Origin of the sequence: Streptomyces sedi, assembly GCF_006335015.1 — a bacterium.
GTDB classification, from domain to species: Bacteria; Actinomycetota; Actinomycetes; order Streptomycetales; family Streptomycetaceae; genus Streptomyces; species Streptomyces sedi.
On record NZ_VDGT01000009.1, the window covers coordinates 180689 to 199040 of the forward strand.

General features: G+C 72.9%; 12 protein-coding genes. 5 read left to right on the plus strand and 7 right to left on the minus strand.

Annotated elements, in window-relative coordinates; genetic code table 11:
• Positions 1-263: 263 nt before the first annotated feature.
• On the plus strand, positions 264-3401 hold the full coding sequence (locus FH715_RS14255) for a ThuA domain-containing protein (protein ID WP_139645120.1): 3138 nt from the start codon (positions 264-266) through the stop codon (positions 3399-3401).
• Positions 3402-3524: 123 nt separating this feature from the next.
• Positions 3525-4085 carry a GNAT family N-acetyltransferase gene (locus tag FH715_RS14260; protein ID WP_139645122.1) on the plus strand — a complete coding sequence of 187 codons (561 nt, stop codon included), beginning with the start codon at positions 3525-3527 and terminating at the stop codon, positions 4083-4085.
• A gap of 49 nt (positions 4086-4134) precedes the next feature.
• Here FH715_RS14260 and FH715_RS14265 read toward each other — a convergent pair whose 3' ends face one another.
• The 6 genes from FH715_RS14265 to kdpF are packed head-to-tail and all read right to left on the minus strand — an operon-like array spanning position 4135 to position 12080.
• The gene (locus FH715_RS14265) at positions 4135-6672 is read right to left on the minus strand and encodes an ATP-binding protein (RefSeq protein ID WP_139645249.1); all 2538 of its coding nucleotides are present in this window, start codon (positions 6670-6672) and stop codon (positions 4135-4137) included.
• Positions 6673-6674: 2 nt separating this feature from the next.
• Positions 6675-7391, minus strand: coding sequence for a response regulator (locus tag FH715_RS14270; RefSeq protein WP_139645124.1), 717 nt, complete (start codon positions 7389-7391; stop codon positions 6675-6677).
• A 23-nt stretch (positions 7392-7414) separates the two neighbouring features.
• The gene (locus tag FH715_RS14275; protein ID WP_139645126.1) at positions 7415-8095 is read right to left on the minus strand and encodes a potassium-transporting ATPase subunit C; all 681 of its coding nucleotides are present in this window, start codon (positions 8093-8095) and stop codon (positions 7415-7417) included.
• A gap of 38 nt (positions 8096-8133) precedes the next feature.
• Positions 8134-10320 carry a potassium-transporting ATPase subunit KdpB gene (gene kdpB, locus FH715_RS14280; RefSeq protein ID WP_139645128.1) on the minus strand — a complete coding sequence of 729 codons (2187 nt, stop codon included), beginning with the start codon at positions 10318-10320 and terminating at the stop codon, positions 8134-8136.
• Positions 10317-11981, minus strand: coding sequence for a potassium-transporting ATPase subunit KdpA (gene kdpA / locus FH715_RS14285; RefSeq protein ID WP_139645130.1), 1665 nt, complete (start codon positions 11979-11981; stop codon positions 10317-10319). The genes kdpB and kdpA overlap by 4 nt, the downstream gene beginning before the upstream one ends.
• A gap of 9 nt (positions 11982-11990) precedes the next feature.
• Positions 11991-12080 (minus strand): K(+)-transporting ATPase subunit F, encoded by a 90-nt coding sequence (gene kdpF, locus FH715_RS14290; protein WP_139645132.1) that lies wholly within the window; start codon positions 12078-12080, stop codon positions 11991-11993.
• Between the two features lie 323 nt (positions 12081-12403).
• On the opposite strand from kdpF, the gene FH715_RS14295 reads away from it, so the two are divergent.
• Positions 12404-13432, plus strand: coding sequence for a sodium:calcium antiporter (locus FH715_RS14295; RefSeq protein WP_211367635.1), 1029 nt, complete (start codon positions 12404-12406; stop codon positions 13430-13432).
• Positions 13433-13544: 112 nt separating this feature from the next.
• Here FH715_RS14295 and FH715_RS14300 read toward each other — a convergent pair whose 3' ends face one another.
• Complete coding sequence (locus FH715_RS14300; RefSeq protein WP_139645136.1) at positions 13545-14546, minus strand: multicopper oxidase domain-containing protein; 1002 nt, start codon at positions 14544-14546, stop codon at positions 13545-13547.
• 185 nt (positions 14547-14731) lie between these two features.
• Between FH715_RS14300 and FH715_RS14305 the strand changes: the two genes are divergently transcribed.
• Together FH715_RS14305 and FH715_RS14310 are read left to right on the plus strand one after the other, a co-directional pair.
• Complete coding sequence (locus FH715_RS14305; RefSeq protein ID WP_211367623.1) at positions 14732-17149, plus strand: ThuA domain-containing protein; 2418 nt, start codon at positions 14732-14734, stop codon at positions 17147-17149.
• A 34-nt stretch (positions 17150-17183) separates the two neighbouring features.
• A complete protein-coding gene (locus FH715_RS14310) occupies positions 17184-18293 on the plus strand; it encodes an OmpL47-type beta-barrel domain-containing protein (protein WP_139645138.1) in 1110 nt (369 codons plus the stop codon).
• Positions 18294-18352 lie beyond the last annotated feature (59 nt).

Genomic DNA, 18352 nt, shown 5'->3' on the forward strand with positions numbered 1-18352 from the left:
CCCGCGCCCCCAAACCAGGCCGCCACCTACCGAACACGAACCCGCACCCAACCCACCACGCCAACCCCACCCCAGGGGCGCGGGGAACTGCGCGAGCAACCCCACGCCGGGCTCACGCCGACAACCCACCCAGCCACCAAGCTCCGTAGTCGACCAACCCCCGCCACCCAGCATTCGCGCAGTTCCCCGCGCCCCCAAACCAGGCCGCCACCTACCGAACACGAACCCGCAGAGAACACCGCACCGAGGAAGGCACCCGCCGCATGAAACGTTCCATCGCGAGATCCTCCCCCTCCCGCCGCAGACGGCTCGTGGCGCTCGCCGCCGCGCCGCTGCTCGCGTTGGGCGCGCTGCCCGCGCTCGCCCAGGCCGACGACTCCGACGCCGAGGCCGACTTCCGGGCCCTGCTCTTCACCCGGGCCGTCGGCTATGTCCACGACTCCATCCCCGACGGCATCCGGATGATGGAGGAGGAGGCCGAGGAGAACGGTTTCGAGCTGGTCGAGACCGACGACCCGGCCGTCTTCAACGACGAGGAGCTGGCCGGCTTCGACGTCGTCGTCATGCTCCAGAACTCCGGCATGGTCTGGGAGACCGACGAGCAGCGCGCCGCGATCCAGGGCTATGTCCAGGGCGGCGGCGGCATCGCCGCCATCCACAACACCCTCGACATGGGGATCGAGGAGGAGTTCCCCTGGTGGGACGACCTGGTCAACGGCGGCGCGCACATGCCCTCGCACTCCCCCGGCGTGCTTCAGGGCACCGCCCATGTGGCGGACGACGTGCACCCGTCGACGTCCTCGCTGCCGGAGGTCTGGGAACGCCCCGAGGAGTGGTACAACTTCGACCCCAACCCGCGCGGCGAGGTCCATGTCCTGGTCACCGCCGACGAGTCGACCTATGACCCGGGCGGCGACGCGATGGGGCACGACCACCCGATCTCCTGGTGTCGTGAGGACCAGGGCGGCCAGGTCTGGGCCACCGCGATGGGCCACGACGCGGCGTCCTACACCGAGGAGGCGTTCCGCGACCACGTGATCGGCGGCGTGCGCTGGGCGGCCGGCGACCTGCCGGGCGACTGCGGCGGCACGGTGTGGAGCAAGTTCGACAAGGTCACGCTCGACAGCAACACCGCCGACCCGATGGAGCTGGACGTCGCCGACGACGGCCGGGTCTTCTACGCCCAGCGCGGCGGCGAGCTGAGGGTCTTCGACCCGGAGACCAACTCCACGTCCACGGCCGGAACGTTGGACGTGTACACCGGCGGCGAGGACGGGCTGGTCGGCCTGGCGCTGGACCCGGAGTTCGCGGAGAACGGCTGGGTGTATCTCTACCACTCGCCGGCCGACGCCGAGGACGACGTCAACCGGCTCTCCCGCTTCACCGTCGAGGGGAACACCCTGGACCCGGCGAGCGAGGAGCCGCTGCTGGACGTTCCCGCCTACCGCGACCGCACCTACCCGGAGCCGGGGCACACCGGCGGCAGCCTGGACTTCGGCCCCGACGGCAGCCTCTACCTTTCCACCGGCGACGACGTGCCGCCGAACCTCTCCCCGCATTGGCAGGGTTGGGCGCCGATCGACTGGCGCGAGGGCGAGGAGATGCTGGACGCGGCCCGCACCGCCGGCAACACCAACGACCTGCGCGGCAAGATCCTGCGGGTGCTGCCGTCGGACGAGGGCGGCTACACCGTTCCCGAGGGCAACCTCTTCGCCGAGGGCACCGAGGACACGCTGCCCGAGATCTACGCGATGGGCTTCCGCAACCCGTTCCGGTTCAGCGTGGACCCCGGGACCGGCTATGTGCACGTCGCGGACTACGGCCCCGACCGGGGCGGGCCGACGACCGAGCGCGGCCCCGAGGGGCTGGTGGAGTACAACATCCTGAAGGAGCCGGGGAACTACGGCTGGCCGTTCTGCCACGGGAACAACCAGCCCTACGCGCCGTACGACCCGGACACCGGCGAGGTCGGCGAGAAGTTCGACTGCGACAACCCGACCAACCCCTCCCCCCACAACACCGGTCTCGTCGAGCTGCCGCCGAACCAGCAGCCGGAGATCTGGTACGGCTACGGCCCCTCCGAGGAGTTCCCCGAGATGGGCGAGGGCGGCTCGGGCCCGATGGCGGGTCCGGTCTACCGCTACGACCCGGACAACCCCTCGCCGACGAAGTTCCCCGAGTACTACGACGGGGCGCAGTTCCTCTACGAGTGGACGCGCGACTACGTCAAGGAGATCCAACTGGACTCCGACAGCGGGGTGTTGAAGATCAACGACTTCCTGCCGACGGAGGACTTCGTCAAGCCGATGGACCTGACCTTCGGCCCCGACGGCTCGCTCTACGTCCTGGAGTGGGGCAGCGCCTTCGACGGCGGGAACTCCGACTCCGGGCTCTACCGGATCGACTACGCGCCCGAGGGGCAGCGGCCGGAGGCCGTGGCGACGGCCTCGGTGACCAGCGGCCCCGCGCCGTTGACCGTGGAGTTCTCCGGCGCCGACTCGACCGACCCGGCGGGCGGCGCGCTGGAGTTCGCCTGGGACTTCGACGGCGACGGCACCTTCGACAGCGAGGAGGCCGAGGTCAGTCACACCTACGAGGACGTCGGCGAGTTCACCGCGCAGCTGCGGGTGACCAACGCGGCCGGCGCGACCGGCCACGCCAACATCCCCGTCACCGTGGGCAACACGGCGCCGACGGTCTCGATCGACCTGCCGACCAGCGGCCAACTCATCGAGTTCGGCGACCAGATCCCCTACCAGGTGACGGTCACCGACCCGGAGGACGGCGAGATCGACTGCGAACGGGTCATCGTCAACCCGGCGTTGGGCCACGACGACCACGAGCACCCCACCACCGACCTGCGCGGCTGCTCCGGCACGGTGGACACGGGCGACCTCGGCGGCCATCCGGAGGGCGCCGACCTGTGGTACGTGCTCAACGCCCGCTACACCGACGGCGGCGCCGAGGGCACCGGCGCGCTGACCGGCTACGGCCGGGCGGTGCTCCAGCCCGAGCACAAGCAGGCCGAGTACCACCACGACCAGTCCGGCACCCGGATCGTCTCCCAGCCGGACGCGGAGAACGGCCAGCGGATCGGCGACATCAGCGACGGCGACTGGATCGCGTTCGAGCCGATGAGCGTCGAGGGCGCGGAGACCGTCAGCTACCGGATCTCCTCGCCCGACGGCGGCGGCGCGATCGAGCTGCGCGCCGGCGCGCCGGACGGGGAGCTGCTGGCGACGACGCCGGTGCACGCGACCGGTGACTGGGACGTCTACGAGCCGACCGAACCGGCCGCGGTGGCCGAACTGGCCGGCACGCACAGGCTGTTCCTCGTCTTCACGACGCCGACCGGGGACAACTTCGACGTGGACTCGCTCCTCTTCACCACCGAGGGGTAGCCCGGCACGCCCGACCGCCGCCCGGCGCTCCCGCCCCCACCAGCGAAAAGGGAGCGGGCGCCGGGCGGCGGCTGTGCGAGGATCGCCCGCGTCGGAACGGCGACGGGAACGGGGAGCGTGGCGATGTTCGAGAGGTCACTGGGCGAGGACGGTGCGGTGCTGCGACCGCTGGAGCCGTGGCGGGCGGAGGAGTTCGCGGCGCACATGGACCGGGGCCGGGAGTTCGTCGGCCGGCACATCGGGCTCGCCGACGCGGTCAGGGACGTCGCCTCCGGCCGGGCGTTCCTCCAGTCCTACGCGGACAAGGCCGCCTCGGACACCGGCCGGATCTACGGCATCTGGACGGCCGAGGGCACCCTGGTCGGCGGGGTGCTCTTCCGGACGATGGACATCGCCCAGGGAACGGCCGAGGCCGGCTGCTGGCTGGAGCCGGCGGCGGTAGGCCGGGGGCTGGTGACCAGGGCCGCGCGGGTGATCATCGACTGGGCCGTGGAGGAACGCGGCGTCCACCGCGTGGAGTGGCTGGTCGCGGCGGCCAACGAGGCGAGCATCGCGGTCGCCCGGCGCCTGGGCATGGTGCGGGACGGGGTGCTGCGCGAGAGCTACGCGCGCGGCGGCGTCCGCCACGACATGGAGATCTGGTCCGTCCTGGCCCCCGAATGGCGCGCGGCGCGCCCCGGGTGAGCGGGCGTCCCGGTGGCCCCCCGCGGGCGACGGAAGGCCGAGTGACGCGTCACCACGGCGGCGGCTGCTGACCGTCGGGCTCCTCCCCCGGCGGGGCGGTGGCGAGCCGCAGCACCATGGTGAGCCCGCCCCCGGGGGTGTCCTCGGCGGTCAGCGTGCCGCCCATCGCCTCGACGAAGCCCCGCGCGACGGCGAGCCCGAGCCCCACGCCGCCGCCGCGTGGGGCGTCGCCGTGGCGCTGGAACGGTTCGAAGACGCGTTCCTTGGCGTCGTCCGGCACCCCGGGCCCGCGGTCGACGACCCGCAGTTCCACCCAGCCGGGCACCGCGCTGGCGGAGAGCAGCACGGGGCGGTCGGGCGGGCTGTACTTGACGGCGTTCTCCACGATGTTGGCCAGCGCGCGTTCGAGCAGGCCGGCGTCGAGCGGGACGATCGGCAGGGACTCGGGGACGCGGGTGGCCACCCGCCCCTCGGGGACCTGGGCGAGGGCGGCGGGCACCACCTCGTCCAGGGCGGTGGCGCGCACCACCGGGCGGACGGTGTCGGTCTGGAGGCGGGAGGCGTCGAGCAGGTTGTCGACGAGCTGGTTGAGCCGGTCGGCGCCCTCCTCGACGGAGGCCAGCAGCTCCTCGCGGTCCTCCCGGGGCCAGTCGACGTCCGGCGCGCGCAGCGAGGTGACGCCGGCCTTGATCGCGGCCAGCGGGGTGCGCAGGTCGTGCGAGACGGCGGCGAGCAGCGCGGTGCGGATGCGGTTGCCCTCGGCCAGCCCTCGGGCGGCGCGCGCGTCGGCGCGCAGCCGCTGGTGGTCCAGCACGGTGGCGGCCTGCGCGGCGAACGCGGCCAGCACCCGCCGGTCCTCGGCCGGCAGCACCCGGCCGTGCAGGGTGAGCGCCAGCCGTTCGCCGACGGGCACGTCCACGTCGGCGTCCTCGGGGCGTTCCGGCTGGTCGCCGCCGCCCGAGGCGACGAGGGTGAACCTGCCGCGCGTGCCCTCCCGTTCCCACAGCGCGACCGACTCGGTGGCGAAGGTGCGGCCGACCCGGGTCAGCAGCTCGCCGAGGCCCGTCTCGCCGCGCAGCACCCCGCCGGCGAGGAACGCCAGGATCTCGGACTCGGCGCGCAGCCTGGCGGCCTGGTGGGTGCGGCGGGCCGCGAGGTCGACGACGGAGGCGACGGAGACGGCGACGCCGAAGAAGACGACGAGCGCCAGCAGGTTGTGGGCGCCGGTGACGCCGAGGGTGTGCGAGGGCGCGGTGAAGTACCAGTTGAGCAGCAGCGAGCCGAGGGCGGCCGAGGCGAGCGCCGGCCAGAGCCCGCCGAGCAGCGCCGCCGTCACCACGAGGGAGAGGAAGAGCAGCACGTCGTTGGCGAGCCCGACCTCCAGGCCGAGGCCGCGCAGCCCGGCGGTCAGCGCCGCCGGGCCGAGCACGCCGACGGCCCAGCCGGCGGCGAGCCTGGCCCGGCCGAGCCGGGCGCCGCGCGCGGCGGGCAGGCCGCGGCCCTTGCCCATCCGGTCGTGGGTGACCAGGTGCACGTCGAGGTCGGGGCCCGCCTCGCGGGCGACCTGGGTGGAGATGCCGGGGCCCAGCGCGTACTCCCAGGGGCGGCGGCGGGAGACGCCGAGCACGACCTGGGTGGCGTTGGCGCTGCGGGCGAACTCCAGCAGGGCGTCCGGGATGTCGTCGCCCCGGACGTGGTGGTAGGTGCCGCCGAGGTCCTCGACGAGGTCGCGCTGGGCGGTCAGCTCCCGGGGCGAGGCGGCGCGCAGCCCGTCGCCCCTGGCGACGTAGACGGCCATCACCTCGCCGCCGGCGCCCTTCTCGGCGAGCCGGGCCGCGCGGCGGATCAGGGCGCGGCCCTCGGGGCCGCCGGTGAGGCCGACGACGATGCGTTCGCGCGCCTGCCAGGTGGAGTGGATGTCGTGCTCGACGCGGTAGCGCCGCAGGTACTCGTCGACCCGGTCGGCGACCCACAGCAGCGCCAACTCCCGCAGCGCGGTGAGGTTTCCGGGCCGGAAGTAGTGGGCGAGCGCGGCGTCCACCCGTTCGGGGGCGTAGACGTTGCCGTGCGCGAGGCGGCGGCGCAGCGCCTCGGGTGCCATGTCGACCAGCTCGATCTGGTCGGCCCCGCGCACCACGGCGTCGGGCACGGTCTCCCGCTGGCGGACGCCGGTGATGGGCGCGACGACGTCCCCCAGCGACTCCAGGTGCTGGATGTTGACGGTGGTGACCACGTCGATGCCGGCGTCCAGCAGCTCGTCGACGTCCTGCCAGCGCTTGGCGTGGCGGGAGCCGGGCACGTTGCTGTGGGCCAGCTCGTCGACCAGGGCGACGGCGGGGCGGCGGGCGAGCACGGCCGCCACGTCCATCTCGTGGAAGGCGGCGCCCCGGTGGGTGAGGGTGGTGCGCGGGATCTCCTCCAGGCCGCGCAGCAGGGTGCGGGTGCGGGGCCGGTCGTGGTGTTCGACGAGGGCCACGGCGATGTCGGTGCCGCGTTCCAGGCGCCGGTGGGCCTCGGCGAGCATCGCGTAGGTCTTGCCGACGCCGGGGGCGGCGCCGAGGTAGACGCGCAGCCGGCCGCGTCGCACCGTCACCCCTCCGGCCCGGTGGGGGCGTCGGCGGCCGGGCCGGGTTCGAAGCGGTAGCCCATGCCGGCCTCGGTGACCAGGTAGCGGGGGCGCGCCGGGTCGGGCTCCAACTTCCGCCGCAGCTGGGCCATGTAGACCCGCAGGTAGTGGGTCCGGCCGCCGGACCAGCTGCCCCAGACCTCGGAGAGCAGCTGGTTCTGGGTGACCAGCCGGCCGGGGTGGTTGACGAGGATCTCCAGCAGGTGCCACTCGGTGGGCGTCAGCCGCACGTCGTGTCCGGCGCGGCGGACCCTCTTGGCGAGCAGGTCGATCTCGAAGTCGGCCGTGGTGACCACCTCGCGTTCGGCGGCGGTGCCGGGGTCGGCGCGGCGGACGGCGGCGCGCAGCCGGGCCAGCAGCTCGTCCATGCTGTACGGCTTGGTGATGTAGTCGTCGGCGCCGGCGTCCAGGGCGCGGACCTTCTCCTCCGAGGTCTGCCGGGCGGAGAGCACGATGATCGGGACCCGGGTCCAGCCGCGCAGCCCGGTGATCACCTCGATGCCGTCCATGTCGGGCAGGCCCAGGTCGAGCACCACGATGTCCGGCTTGCGGGCGGCGGCCAGCCGCAGCGCGGCGGCCCCGTCGGGCGCGGCGTCCACGGAGTACTCGCGGACCCGCATGTTGATCACCAGGGCGCGGACGAGCTGGGCGTCGTCCTCCACCACCAGGACCCGAGTCATCTCGTGTGACCTCTTCTCCGTGTCTACCGCGCGTCCCGCGGCAGCGCGTCCAGTGCGACGTTGAGCGCCAGCACGGGGACGCGCGGTTCTCCGATGAATCCCAGGGTGCGCCCGAGGGTGTGCTCCTCGACCAGTGCGTTGACCCGTTCGGCCGACAGCCCGTTCTCGGCGGCGACCCGCCGCACCTGGAGGCGGGCGTAGGCGGGCGAGATGTGCGGGTCGAGTCCGGAGCCGGAGGAGGTGACGGCGTCGGCGGGCACGTCGGCGGGGTCGACGGCGTGTCCGGGGACGGAGTTGAACGCGACGACCTCCGCCCGTGCGGCCTCGACCGCCTGGACCAGTTCGGGGCTGTCGGCGGCGAGGTTGGTGGCGCCGGAGATCAGCGGCTCGTGCCGGGTGTGGGCGCCGTGGGTGCCCAGCCCGTCGGAGGGGCGCGGCTGGAACCAGCGGGGGTCGGGGCGCGGTTCCTCGTCGGGGTCGTCCGGGTCGTCGGGCGGCAGGAGGTAGCGCTGGCCGATGAGCGCGGAGCCGACCTCGCGGCCGTCGGCGGTGAGGGGCGAGCCGTTGGCCTCGTGGTGGAAGAGTGCCTGGGCGGCGCCGGTGACGGCCAGCGGGTAGAGCACGCCGGTGAGCAGCGTGAGGACCAGCAGGGCGCGCAGCCCGGCGCCGCAGTTGCGCAGGAGGTCGGTGAGGGTGTGTCGCATGGGGCGGACCGTTCGGTGCGGAGGGCGGGCGGGGGTGGTCAGAGGAAGAGGGCGAGCAGCCAGTCGATGGCCTTGATCCCCAGGAAGGGGACGACCAGCCCGCCGAGCCCGTAGACCGCGAGGTTGCGGCGGAGCAGGGCGTCGGCGCCGGCCGGCCGGTAGCGCACGCCGCGCAGGGCGAGCGGCACCAGGGCGAGGATGACCAGCGCGTTGAAGATCACGGCCGCGAGGATCGCGGTGTGGGGGCCGGCCAGGTCCATGACGTTGAGCCGGTCCAGCGAGGGGTGGGTCGCGGCGAACAGGGCCGGGATGATCGCGAAGTACTTCGCGATGTCGTTGGCCAGCGAGAACGTGGTCAACGCGCCCCGGGTGATCAGCAGTTGCTTGCCGATCTCGACGATCTCGATCAGCTTGGTCGGGTCGGAGTCGAGGTCGACCATGTTCCCGGCCTCCTTGGCGGCGGCCGTCCCGGTGTTCATGGCGACGCCGACGTCGGCCTGGGCGAGGGCGGGCGCGTCGTTGGTGCCGTCGCCGGCCATGGCGACCAGCCGGCCCTCGGCCTGCTCGCGCCTGATCAGCGCCAGCTTGTCCTCGGGGGTGGCCTCGGCGAGGAAGTCGTCGACGCCGGCCTCCTCGGCGATGGCGCGCGCGGTCAGCGGGTTGTCGCCGGTGATCATGACGGTGCGGATGCCCATCCGGCGCAGCTCGTCGAAGCGTGCGCGCATCCCGTCCTTGACGGTGTCCCGCAGCTGGACGACGCCGAGCACCCGGGCGCCCTCGGCGTCGCTGACCGCGACCTGGAGCGGGGTGCCGCCGTCGGCGGCGACGCGGTCGGCGATCCGGTCGGCCTCGACCGGATCGGCGCCGCCGTGCTCGCGCACCCAGCGGGCGACGGCGCCGGCGGCGCCCTTGCGGACCTGGCGCACCGTTCCGTCCCGGGTGATGTCCACGCCGGAGAGCCGGGTGGCGGCGGAGAACGGGACCCAGTCGGCGTCCGGGACCTCGTCCCGGTCGCGGGCCGGCAGGTGGTGGCCGTCCTCGGCGAGCCGCACCACGGAGCGGCCCTCGGGCGTCTCGTCGGCGAGCGAGGAGAGCTGCGCGGCGGCGGCCAGGTCCTCGGCGGTGACCCCGCGCACCGGCAGGAAGGCGTGGGCCGTCCGGTTGCCGTGGGTGATGGTGCCGGTCTTGTCGAGCAGCAGCGTGGAGACGTCGCCCGCGGCCTCGACGGCGCGGCCGGACATGGCCAGCACGTTCCGTTTGACCAGCCGGTCCATGCCGGCGATGCCGATGGCGGAGAGCAGTGCGCCGATGGTGGTGGGGATCAGGCAGACCAGCAGCGCGGTCAGCACGATCGGAGTGGCCTGGTCACCGGCCCCGGCGAACAGGGCGAACGGGCGCAGGGTGACGACCGCCAGCAGGAAGACGACGGTCAGCGAGGCCAGCAGGATGGTGAGCGCGACCTCGTTGGGGGTCTTCTGCCGGGCGGCTCCCTCGACCAGGCCGATCATCCGGTCGATGAAGGTCTCGCCCGGCCGGGCCGTGATCCGGACGACGATCCGGTCGGAGAGGACCCGGGTGCCGCCGGTGACCGCCGAGCGGTCGCCGCCGGACTCCCGGATCACGGGCGCGGACTCGCCGGTGATCGCGGACTCGTCGACGGAGGCGACGCCCTCGACGACGTCGCCGTCTCCGGGGATCACGTCCCCCGCCTCGCAGACCACGAGGTCGCCGGTGGTCAGCGCGGTGCCGGGGACGCGTTCCTCCGTCGCGCGGTCGGCGGTCAGCCGGCGGGCGACGGTGTCGGTCCTGGTGCGGCGCAGGCTCTCGGCCTGGGCGCGGCCCCGGCCCTCGGCGACGGCCTCGGCCAGGTTGGCGAAGAGGACGGTCAGCCACAGCCAGCCGGCGACGGCCCAGCCGAACGGGTCGAAGGGGTCGGCGGCGGCCAGCAGGGTGGTCGCGGCGGAGCCGACCAGCACCACGAACATCACGGGTGCCTTGGCCATGGTCCGCGGACGCAGCTTGCGGAAGGACTCGGGGACGGCGGCGGCCAGGGTGGCCCAACCGGTCGGGGCGGCGTCGCCCCCGGGCCGTTCGGTGCCCCCGGGCGCGGTGCCGGCGGGCGCGGTGCCGGCGGGTTCGGTGCCGGCGGGTTCGGTGCCGGCGGGTTCGGTGCCGGCGGGTTCGGTGCCGGCGGGTTCGGTCCTGGTGTGGCTGCGGGTGCTCATGCGGCGAGTCCCTCGGCGAGCGGTCCCAGCGCGAGCGCGGGGACGAAGGTGAGTCCGGATATGACCAGCGGGGTCGCGGTCAGCAGGGCGGTGAACAGGGGTTTGCCGGTCTGGAGGGTGCCCGCGGTGACGGGGAGCCTCGGCTGGGCGGCGAGCGAGCCGGCCAGCGCGAGCACGAGGACGATCGGCAGCAGCCTGCCGAGGAGCATGGCCAGGCCGAGCGTGGTGTTGTACCAGGCGGTGTCGGCGGACAGCCCGGCGAAGGCGGAGCCGTTGTTGTGGGCGGCCGAGGTGTAGGCGTAGAGGATCTCGGTGAAGCCGTGGGCTCCGCCGTTCAGCGCGGAGTCGGGCGGGGTGGGCAGGGCCACGGCGGCGGCCGTGCCGAGCAGCACCAGCGCCGGGGTGGCCAGCAGATAGCAGGCGGCGAGCTTCATCTCCCGGGGGCCGAGCCGCTTGCCGAGGTACTCGGGGGTGCGCCCGACCATCAGGCCGGCGACGAAGACGGCGATCAGGGCCATGATCAGCATCCCGTAGAGGCCGGAGCCCACGCCGCCCGGCGCGATCTCGCCCAGCTGCGTCATCAGCAGGGTGATGCCGCCGCCGAGGCCGGTGAACGAGGAGTGGAACGCGTTGACCGCCCCCGTGGAGGTGCCGGTGGTGGCGACCGCGAAGAGCGCGGAGCCGCTGACGCCGAAGCGGGTCTCCTTGCCCTCCATGGCGCCGCCCGCCAGCTCGGGCGCGGGACCGGCGCCGTGGTGCTCGGCGAGCAGCATCAGCCCGGCGAAGGCGACCCAGAGCACGGCCATCGCGCCGAGGACGGCGTAGCCCTGGCGGGGCGAGCCGACCATCCGGCCGAAGGTGCGGGTGAGGGCCACGGGGATCAGCAGGATCAGGAAGATCTCGAAGAGGTTGCTGAACGGCGTGGGGTTCTCGAACGGGTGGGCGCTGTTGGCGTTGAAGTAGCCGCCGCCGTTGGTGCCCAGCAGCTTGATGGCCTCCTGGGAGGCGACGGCGCCGCCGTTCCACTCCTGCGGTCCGCCGAGGAACTGGCCCACGGCGTGGATCCCGGAGAGGTTCTGGATGACGCCGCAGGCGACCAGGACGAGGGCGCCCAGCAGCGACAGCGGCAGCAGGACGCGGAAGGTGCCGCGCACCAGGTCCACCCAGAAGTTCCCCAGCTCCCCGGTGCGGGCGCGGGCGAAGCCCCGCACCAGGGCGACGGCGACGGCCATGCCGACGGCGGCGGAGAGGAAGTTCTGCGTGGCCAGGCCGGCCGTCTGGACCACGTGCCCCATGGCCTGTTCGCCGGCGTAGGACTGCCAGTTGGTGTTGGTGACGAAGGAGACGGCGGTGTTGAACGCCTGGTCCGGGTCGATCGCGGCGAAGCCGGGCGAGCCGGGCAGCACGCCCTGGAGGCGCTGGAGCAGGTAGAGCGCGGCGATGCCGACCAGCGAGAACGTGAGCACGCCGCGCAGATAGCCGGTCCAGCCCGCCTCGGCGTCGGGCCGCACGCCGATGGCGCGGTAGGCCCAGCGCTCGACGCGCAGGTGGCGGGGGGAGGTGTACACGGCGGCCAGGTGGTCGCCGAGCGGTCGGTGGGCCAGGGCGAGCGCGCCGAGCAACGCGGTCAGTTGGAGCACCCCGGCGAGTTGGGCGTTCATGGGCGGTGCCTAGAACCTCTCGGCGAAGAGGAGGGCTGCGAGGAGATAGACGAGAAGGGCGGCGGCCACCACCAGCCCGACGATGTCCTGCGGGCTCACAGCCGGGTCACCCCCTTCGCCACGAGGGCGACCGCGAGGAAGGCGGCGAGGGTGGTGAGGGCGAAGGCCAGATCGGCCATCGGGGCTCCTGGGAGACGGAGGGGAACGGAACGGAGGGGAACGGAAGGAGACGGGTGAGAACGAACCGGTGTCGAGACTTCCACTTACCGACCGTTTGGGACCTTTCGTTGACGGTTTCCCTACAGCGCCGGGCCCGACGTTGACGGAACCCATACGCGGGCCGGGGGCGGGGCGGCGCACCCGGCCGGCCGGCCTCCCGGCGGGGGCGGCGCGCGGGGGCCAGGATGCGGCGTATGTCCGAGATCCTGACCGGCCAGTGGCCGCTGGGCTGGAGCGTCGCCCTCTTTGTCCTCGCCGGCCTGCTGACGGTGGCGGGCAGCGTCCGGCTGGCCACCCTCGGCGATGTGCTGGCCGACCGCACCGGGCAGGGCGAGGCGCTGTTCGGCGCGGTCTTCTTCGGCCTGGTGGCGTCGATGTCGGGGATCGTCATGACGGCCGTCAGCGCGGCCGACGGCCACCCCGAGCTGGCGTACAGCAACGCGGTCGGCGGCATCGCGGCGCAGACCCTGGCGGTGGTGGCGGCGGACGCGGTCTACCGCCGCGTCAACCTGGAGCACGCGGCGGCCTCGCTGGCCAACCTGCTCTTCGGCTGCCTGCTGATCGGCCTGCTGGTGCTGGCCCTGATGGGGAGCTTCAGCCCGGACGTGACGGTGCTGGGGGTGCATCCGGTCGCGCCGGTGATGGTGGCGTTCTACTGGGGCGGGCTGCGCCTGATCGGCGGCCACGCGCGTCCGATGTGGGTGGCGGTGCGCACCCGTGACACCGTGCCGGACCGGCCGCAGGACGAGGAGGGCACCCGCGCGCGGCGCACGCGTTCGCTGTGGGGCGAGTTCCTGGCCATCGCGGGCGCGGTGCTGGCCGGCGGCTGGGTGGTGGCGCGGGCGGCGGAGACGTTTGTCGCGGTGACCGGGCTGGCGGCCGGGTTCGTCGGCGCGGTGCTGATGGGCGTGGTCAACGCGCTGCCGGAGACGGTGACGGCGATCGCGGCGGTGCGCAGGGGCGCGGTGACGCTGGCGATCGCGGCGGTGGTGGGCGGCAACTGCCTGGACGCGTTGAACCTGGTGGTGGGCGACATCGCCTACCGGGGCGGCTCGCTCTTTCACGCGGCCCAGCCCGACCAGCTGTTTCTGACGGCGGGCGCGCTGCTGATGACCACGGTGCTGCTGGGCGGCCTGCTGGTGCGCCAGGAACGCGGCTGGCTGCGGCTCGGGTTCGACGGGGTGACGCTGATCGTGGTCTACGCGGCGACGGTGGTGGTGCTCGCCTTCTGACCCGGTCGGTCCCCGTGGGGTACCGCCGGGTCAGAAGACGATTTCCGGCCGCGCACGCGCCACCCGGTGCCGGGGGTGGCGCGCGGGACCCGGTCCGTGGGGGGACGTCGGCTCAGTGGTGGGCGTGCGAGTCGTCCTCCGGGCGGGGCGCGTCGCCGGAGGGTTCGGCGTGGTGGCCGGGGTCGCCGGGGGCGTTGCCCTCCTCGTCGGCGACGATCAGCATTCCGGCCATGCCCATGTCGGAGTGGCTCTGGACGTGGCAGTGGTACATCCAGTGGCCGGGGCCGACGTGTTCGCCGGCGATCACCTGGAAGCCGAACGACTCGCCGGGGCCGCAGATCTTGTTGTCGATGACGCGGCTGGGGTCGTTCTCGTCGGCCAGCAGCCCGGTGCGGTTGTCGGCCCAGCGGTGACCGTGCAGGTGGAAGGTGTGGTAGTACTCGCCGTGCGTGATGGAGAGGAACTCCACGCGCTCGCCGACCACCGCCTCGAAGTCGGGCCCGTCCTGGAGGTTGTTGGTGGTCATGTCGTTGAAGACGACGACGAACGTCTTGTCGGGGACCAGGTCGCCCTCGCGGCGCACGATCAGCCCGCCGTAGAGCCCGCGTTGCAGCCCTCCGGTGCCGTGCGCGGTGCCGACGATGTGGTCGTGGTAGTTCCAGTAGCCGGCGCTGCCGGCGATGACGCTGCCGTCCTCGCGGACGCCGGGGGCGTGGGTGGTCCAGGTGTAGACGCGGCTCTCGCCGGGTGCCACCGTGCTGTCGGTGTGGGCGGTGCCGTCGTTCTCGATGGTGTAGTCGACGCCGTGGACGTGCAGGGAGACGTCCACGTCCATGTTGTTGACGAGTTCGATCTCGTAGGAGTCGCCCTCGTACATCTCCAACAGCGGCCCGGGGATGGTCGCCTGACCGGGCTCCAGGCCGTATCCGGCCTGCCCGTCGTCGCCGACTGCCTCCGCGTAGAGGGTGATCGTTTTCACCTCGCTGGTGCGGGGTTCCCCGCTGGCCCGCCCTGCCGTGGCTCCCACGGCAGTCGCGGCCAGCCCCGCCGGTGCCAGGGCGGCGGCAGCCGCGCCGGTCGTGAACATTCGCCGGGAGAAGCCTGGTCGGCGCATCGCAGAGCCTTCCTCGCTCAGTGGTCAACGACTCTGATGGCGCCTCATGGTATGAGCACGACAAGAGTTTGCCCACCCTCAGGACAAAGTTTCCTCGATTCCGGTCATAGCCATTGGCGACACGGTAAAAGAGGTCTAGCTTCCTTGGGCGTTGGCTTCTGTATCCCAAGAGGGGCGGGCGAGCTATGCGCCGCAAGCCGCAGATCTTCGCACTTGCAGCCACCCTGTCGATCGCGCTGCTGGGGGTCTCCCCCACGGCCTCAGGTAACGAGGAGGGAACCGAACAGTCAGGCGTGCTGCCCGGGGCAGCCGATGCCCAGGTGCTCGTCTTCCACGCGGCCGAAGCGCCGGCGGACCGCACACAGGCGGCCGTGGAGGCCATCCAGGCCATAGGGGCCGAGGGCCCGGCGGAGGAACAGTTCGACGTCCAGTCCACCGACGACCCCGCCGCCTTCACGCCCGACGGGCTGCTGGCGTACAACGCGGTCGTCTTCCTCTCCGCCGACGGCGCCGTCCTCGACGCCGACCAGGAGACCGCGCTCCAGGGCTACGTCCAGGCCGGCGGCGGATTCCTCGGCGTGCACGACGCGGCCACCGCGCAGCCGGAGTCCGACTGGTTCACCGGCCTCGTCGGGGCGCGCCCCGACGACGGCAGCCCGGCGGAGGCCCAGGACGCGGTCGTCGAGATCGGCGACCGGCAGCACCCGGCCACCGTCGACCTCCCGCTCGAATGGGAGCGCTCGGACGTCTGGTACGACTGGACCGACAACCCCAGCGGCCAGGTGCACACCGTCGCCCGCGTCCGGGAGAACACCTACACCCCGGGCCCCGGCGCCCAGGGCTGGGACCACCCGATCTCCTGGTGCCGCGACTACGACGGCGGCCGTTCGTTCTACACCGGCATGGGCGGCACCGCCGAGAGCTTCGCCGAGGACGAGTTCCGCTCCCACCTGCGCGGCGCGCTGCTGTGGACCGGCGGACTGACCAGGGCCGACTGCCAGGCCACCATCACCGACAACTACACGGCCGAGCGCATCACCGAGCCCAACCAGCCCGGTGAGCTGGACCAGATCGGCGAGCCCCACGGCCTGGACATCGCCGACGACGGCCGGGTGTTCTACATCGGCCGGGCCGGCGGCTGGGCGGACGACCCGCTGGTCACCGACTGGGAGGACCCGCAGATCGGCCTCGGCCAGGGCACGGTGCACGTCTACGACCCGTCGGACGACTCCGTCACCCTCGCCGCGAACCTGGAGGTCTTCGGCAACAAGGGCGGCGGCGACGAGTTGACCAAGACCGAGGAGGGCCTGCTGGGCCTCGCCCTCGACCCGGCCTTCTCGGAGAACGCGTACGTCTACCTGTACTGGATGCCGCACGCCACCATCGACCGCGAGGCCCGCATCGGTGAACGGCGCGTCAGCCGCTTCACGTTCGACGAGGCCAGCGACACCCTGGACACCGCGTCCGAGGTGACGCTGCTCAACTGGGACGCGCAGATCCACAGCTGCTGCCACGCCGGCGGCGGCCTGGACTTCGACTCCGAGGGCAACCTGTACATCGCCACCGGCGACAACAACTCCTCGGGCTTCACCGACGGCTACTCGGGCAACAACCCGGAGCCCCAGTACGAGGGCGTCTCCTTCGCCGACGCGCGCAGGACCTCCGGCAACACCAACAACCTCAACGGCAAGATCCTGCGCATCCACCCCGAGCCGGACGGGACGTACACCATCCCCGAGGGCAACCTCTTCACCGGCGAGGAGGAGGGCGGCGGCAAGACCCAGCCCGAGATCTACGTCATGGGCGTCCGCAACCCCTCGCGCATCGCGATCGACCCGGCCACCGACTGGCTCTACGCCGGCTGGGTCGGCCCCGACGCCGGCGAGCCGAGCACCACCTGGGGCCCGGCCAAGTACGACACGTTCGCCGTCATCACCGAGGCGGGCAACCGCGGTTGGCCGTACTGCATGGGCAACAACCAGCCCTACCGGGACCGGAACCTGCCCGACCCGACGCTGCCCCTGGAGTGGTACGACTGCGACGCGCCCAGGAACGAGTCCCCGCACAACGACGGCCTCGTCGAGGTGCCGCCGGTCACGCCGAACAACATCTGGTACTCACCGCAGGGCGGCGCGCCGGACTACCCCAGGGACGAGAACGGCCTGCCCAGCTACGAGGCCGACGAGGAGACGCTGCTGCTCCCGTGGCTGCGCGGCGGCGGCCAGGCCACGATGAACGGCCCGGTCTACCGCTACGACGAGGCCACCGAGAGCGACGTCGCCTGGCCCTCCTACTGGGACGGCAAGTGGTTCGTCGGTGACCACTACGACGACGAACAGCCGCGCCACGCCGTGGTGATGGACCCGGAGAACGCCGGCGCCGGCGGGCTCCCCGTGCACGCCGAGTCGCTGGACGCCATCATCCCCGACGGCGACGGCGGCATCCGCAACCTGATGGACTGGAAGTTCGCCCCCGACGGTTCGCTCTACGTCCTGGACTACGGGCGCGGCTTCTTCAACCTCACCGAGGAGTCCGCCCTCTGGCGGGTCACCTACGAAGGCGGCCCCGCCACCCCCACGCCCGAGCAGCTGGCACAGCGGTGACGGCGGACGACTCCCCCGCAGGAGGTAGGGAACGATGAAACACACCAGCACGGACGGGGACACCGCGCCCCAGCCGCGCCGGACCCGCGTCCGGGGGTGGCGACCGCTGGCGGCACTGCTGACGGTCTCCCTCGCCGGCCTCGGCCTCGCGACGCTGCCGGCGGCACAGGCCCAGCCGAGCGGCCAGAGCGCGGTCGCCGACGAGCCGGCGGAGGACCAGGTCCTGACCTGGACCGCCGACAACGACCTCGACAGCTACGAGACCGCGCCCGTCGAGGCGGTCGCCGGCCCGGCGACACTGGTCTTCGAGAACAGCGAGGCCACCGGCAACACCACGGGCATGGCCCACACGTTGACGTTCGACGTCTCCAACTCGGACTACAACAACGACGTGCGGGTCAACCTGCTCGCCAACCCGAACGACGCCAAGGGCGGCAAGCACGAGATCGACGTCGAGCTGACCCCCGGCACCTACCGCTACTTCTGCACCATCCCCGGGCATCTCGCCATGCAGGGCACCCTGGTGGTGACCGAGGGAGACGACGGTGGCGGCGGCGAGGAGGACACCACCGCGCCGGAGGTCACCCACGAGATCACCGGTGAGCAGAACGAGGACGGCGCCTACGTGGGCAGCGCGACCGTCGCACTCACCGCGACGGACGACGACTCCGGCGTGGAGAGCGTCGACTACGCGGTCGGCGCCACGGTGTTCCAGCCCTACGAGGAGCCCTTCGTCCTCGACGAGCCGGGCACCCACCGGGTGACATACCGCGCCACGGACGTGGCGGGCAACGTCTCCACCAGCCAGATGACCTACATCGACGTGGTGGAGGGACCGCCAGGCGAGGAGGACACCACCGCGCCCGAGGTCACCGCCGAGGTGACGGGCGAACAGGACGCGGACGGCGCGTACGTGGCGATGGCCACGGTCGAACTCACCGCGACGGACGAGGAGTCCGGCGTGGCGAACGTCGAGTACGCGCTGGGCGACGGCGAGTTCACCGAGTACACGGACCCGTTCATGGTCCACGACCTCGGTGAGACCACCGTGACCTACCGCGCCACCGACGCGGCGGGCAACGTCTCGGAGGACGCCACGACGACCTTCACCGTCGTCGAGGGCGAGATGCCGTCCCACCACTGAGTCGCCCCGGGGGCGCGGCCGACGACGCACCGGACCACCCGGGACCGCAGCCGTCCGCG

Coding starts and splice junctions, on each gene's coding strand:
- FH715_RS14255 (WP_139645120.1), top strand. CDS start 264: ATGAAACGTTCCATCGCGAGATCCTCCCCCTCCCGCCGCAGACGGCTC.
- FH715_RS14260 (WP_139645122.1), top strand. CDS start 3,525: ATGTTCGAGAGGTCACTGGGCGAGGACGGTGCGGTGCTGCGACCGCTG.
- FH715_RS14270 (WP_139645124.1), bottom strand. CDS start 7,391: ATGACTCGGGTCCTGGTGGTGGAGGACGACGCCCAGCTCGTCCGCGCC.
- FH715_RS14275 (WP_139645126.1), bottom strand. CDS start 8,095: ATGCGACACACCCTCACCGACCTCCTGCGCAACTGCGGCGCCGGGCTG.
- kdpB (WP_139645128.1), bottom strand. CDS start 10,320: ATGAGCACCCGCAGCCACACCAGGACCGAACCCGCCGGCACCGAACCC.
- kdpA (WP_139645130.1), bottom strand. CDS start 11,981: ATGAACGCCCAACTCGCCGGGGTGCTCCAACTGACCGCGTTGCTCGGC.
- FH715_RS14300 (WP_139645136.1), bottom strand. CDS start 14,546: ATGCGCCGACCAGGCTTCTCCCGGCGAATGTTCACGACCGGCGCGGCT.
- FH715_RS14305 (WP_211367623.1), top strand. CDS start 14,732: ATGCGCCGCAAGCCGCAGATCTTCGCACTTGCAGCCACCCTGTCGATC.
- FH715_RS14310 (WP_139645138.1), top strand. CDS start 17,184: ATGAAACACACCAGCACGGACGGGGACACCGCGCCCCAGCCGCGCCGG.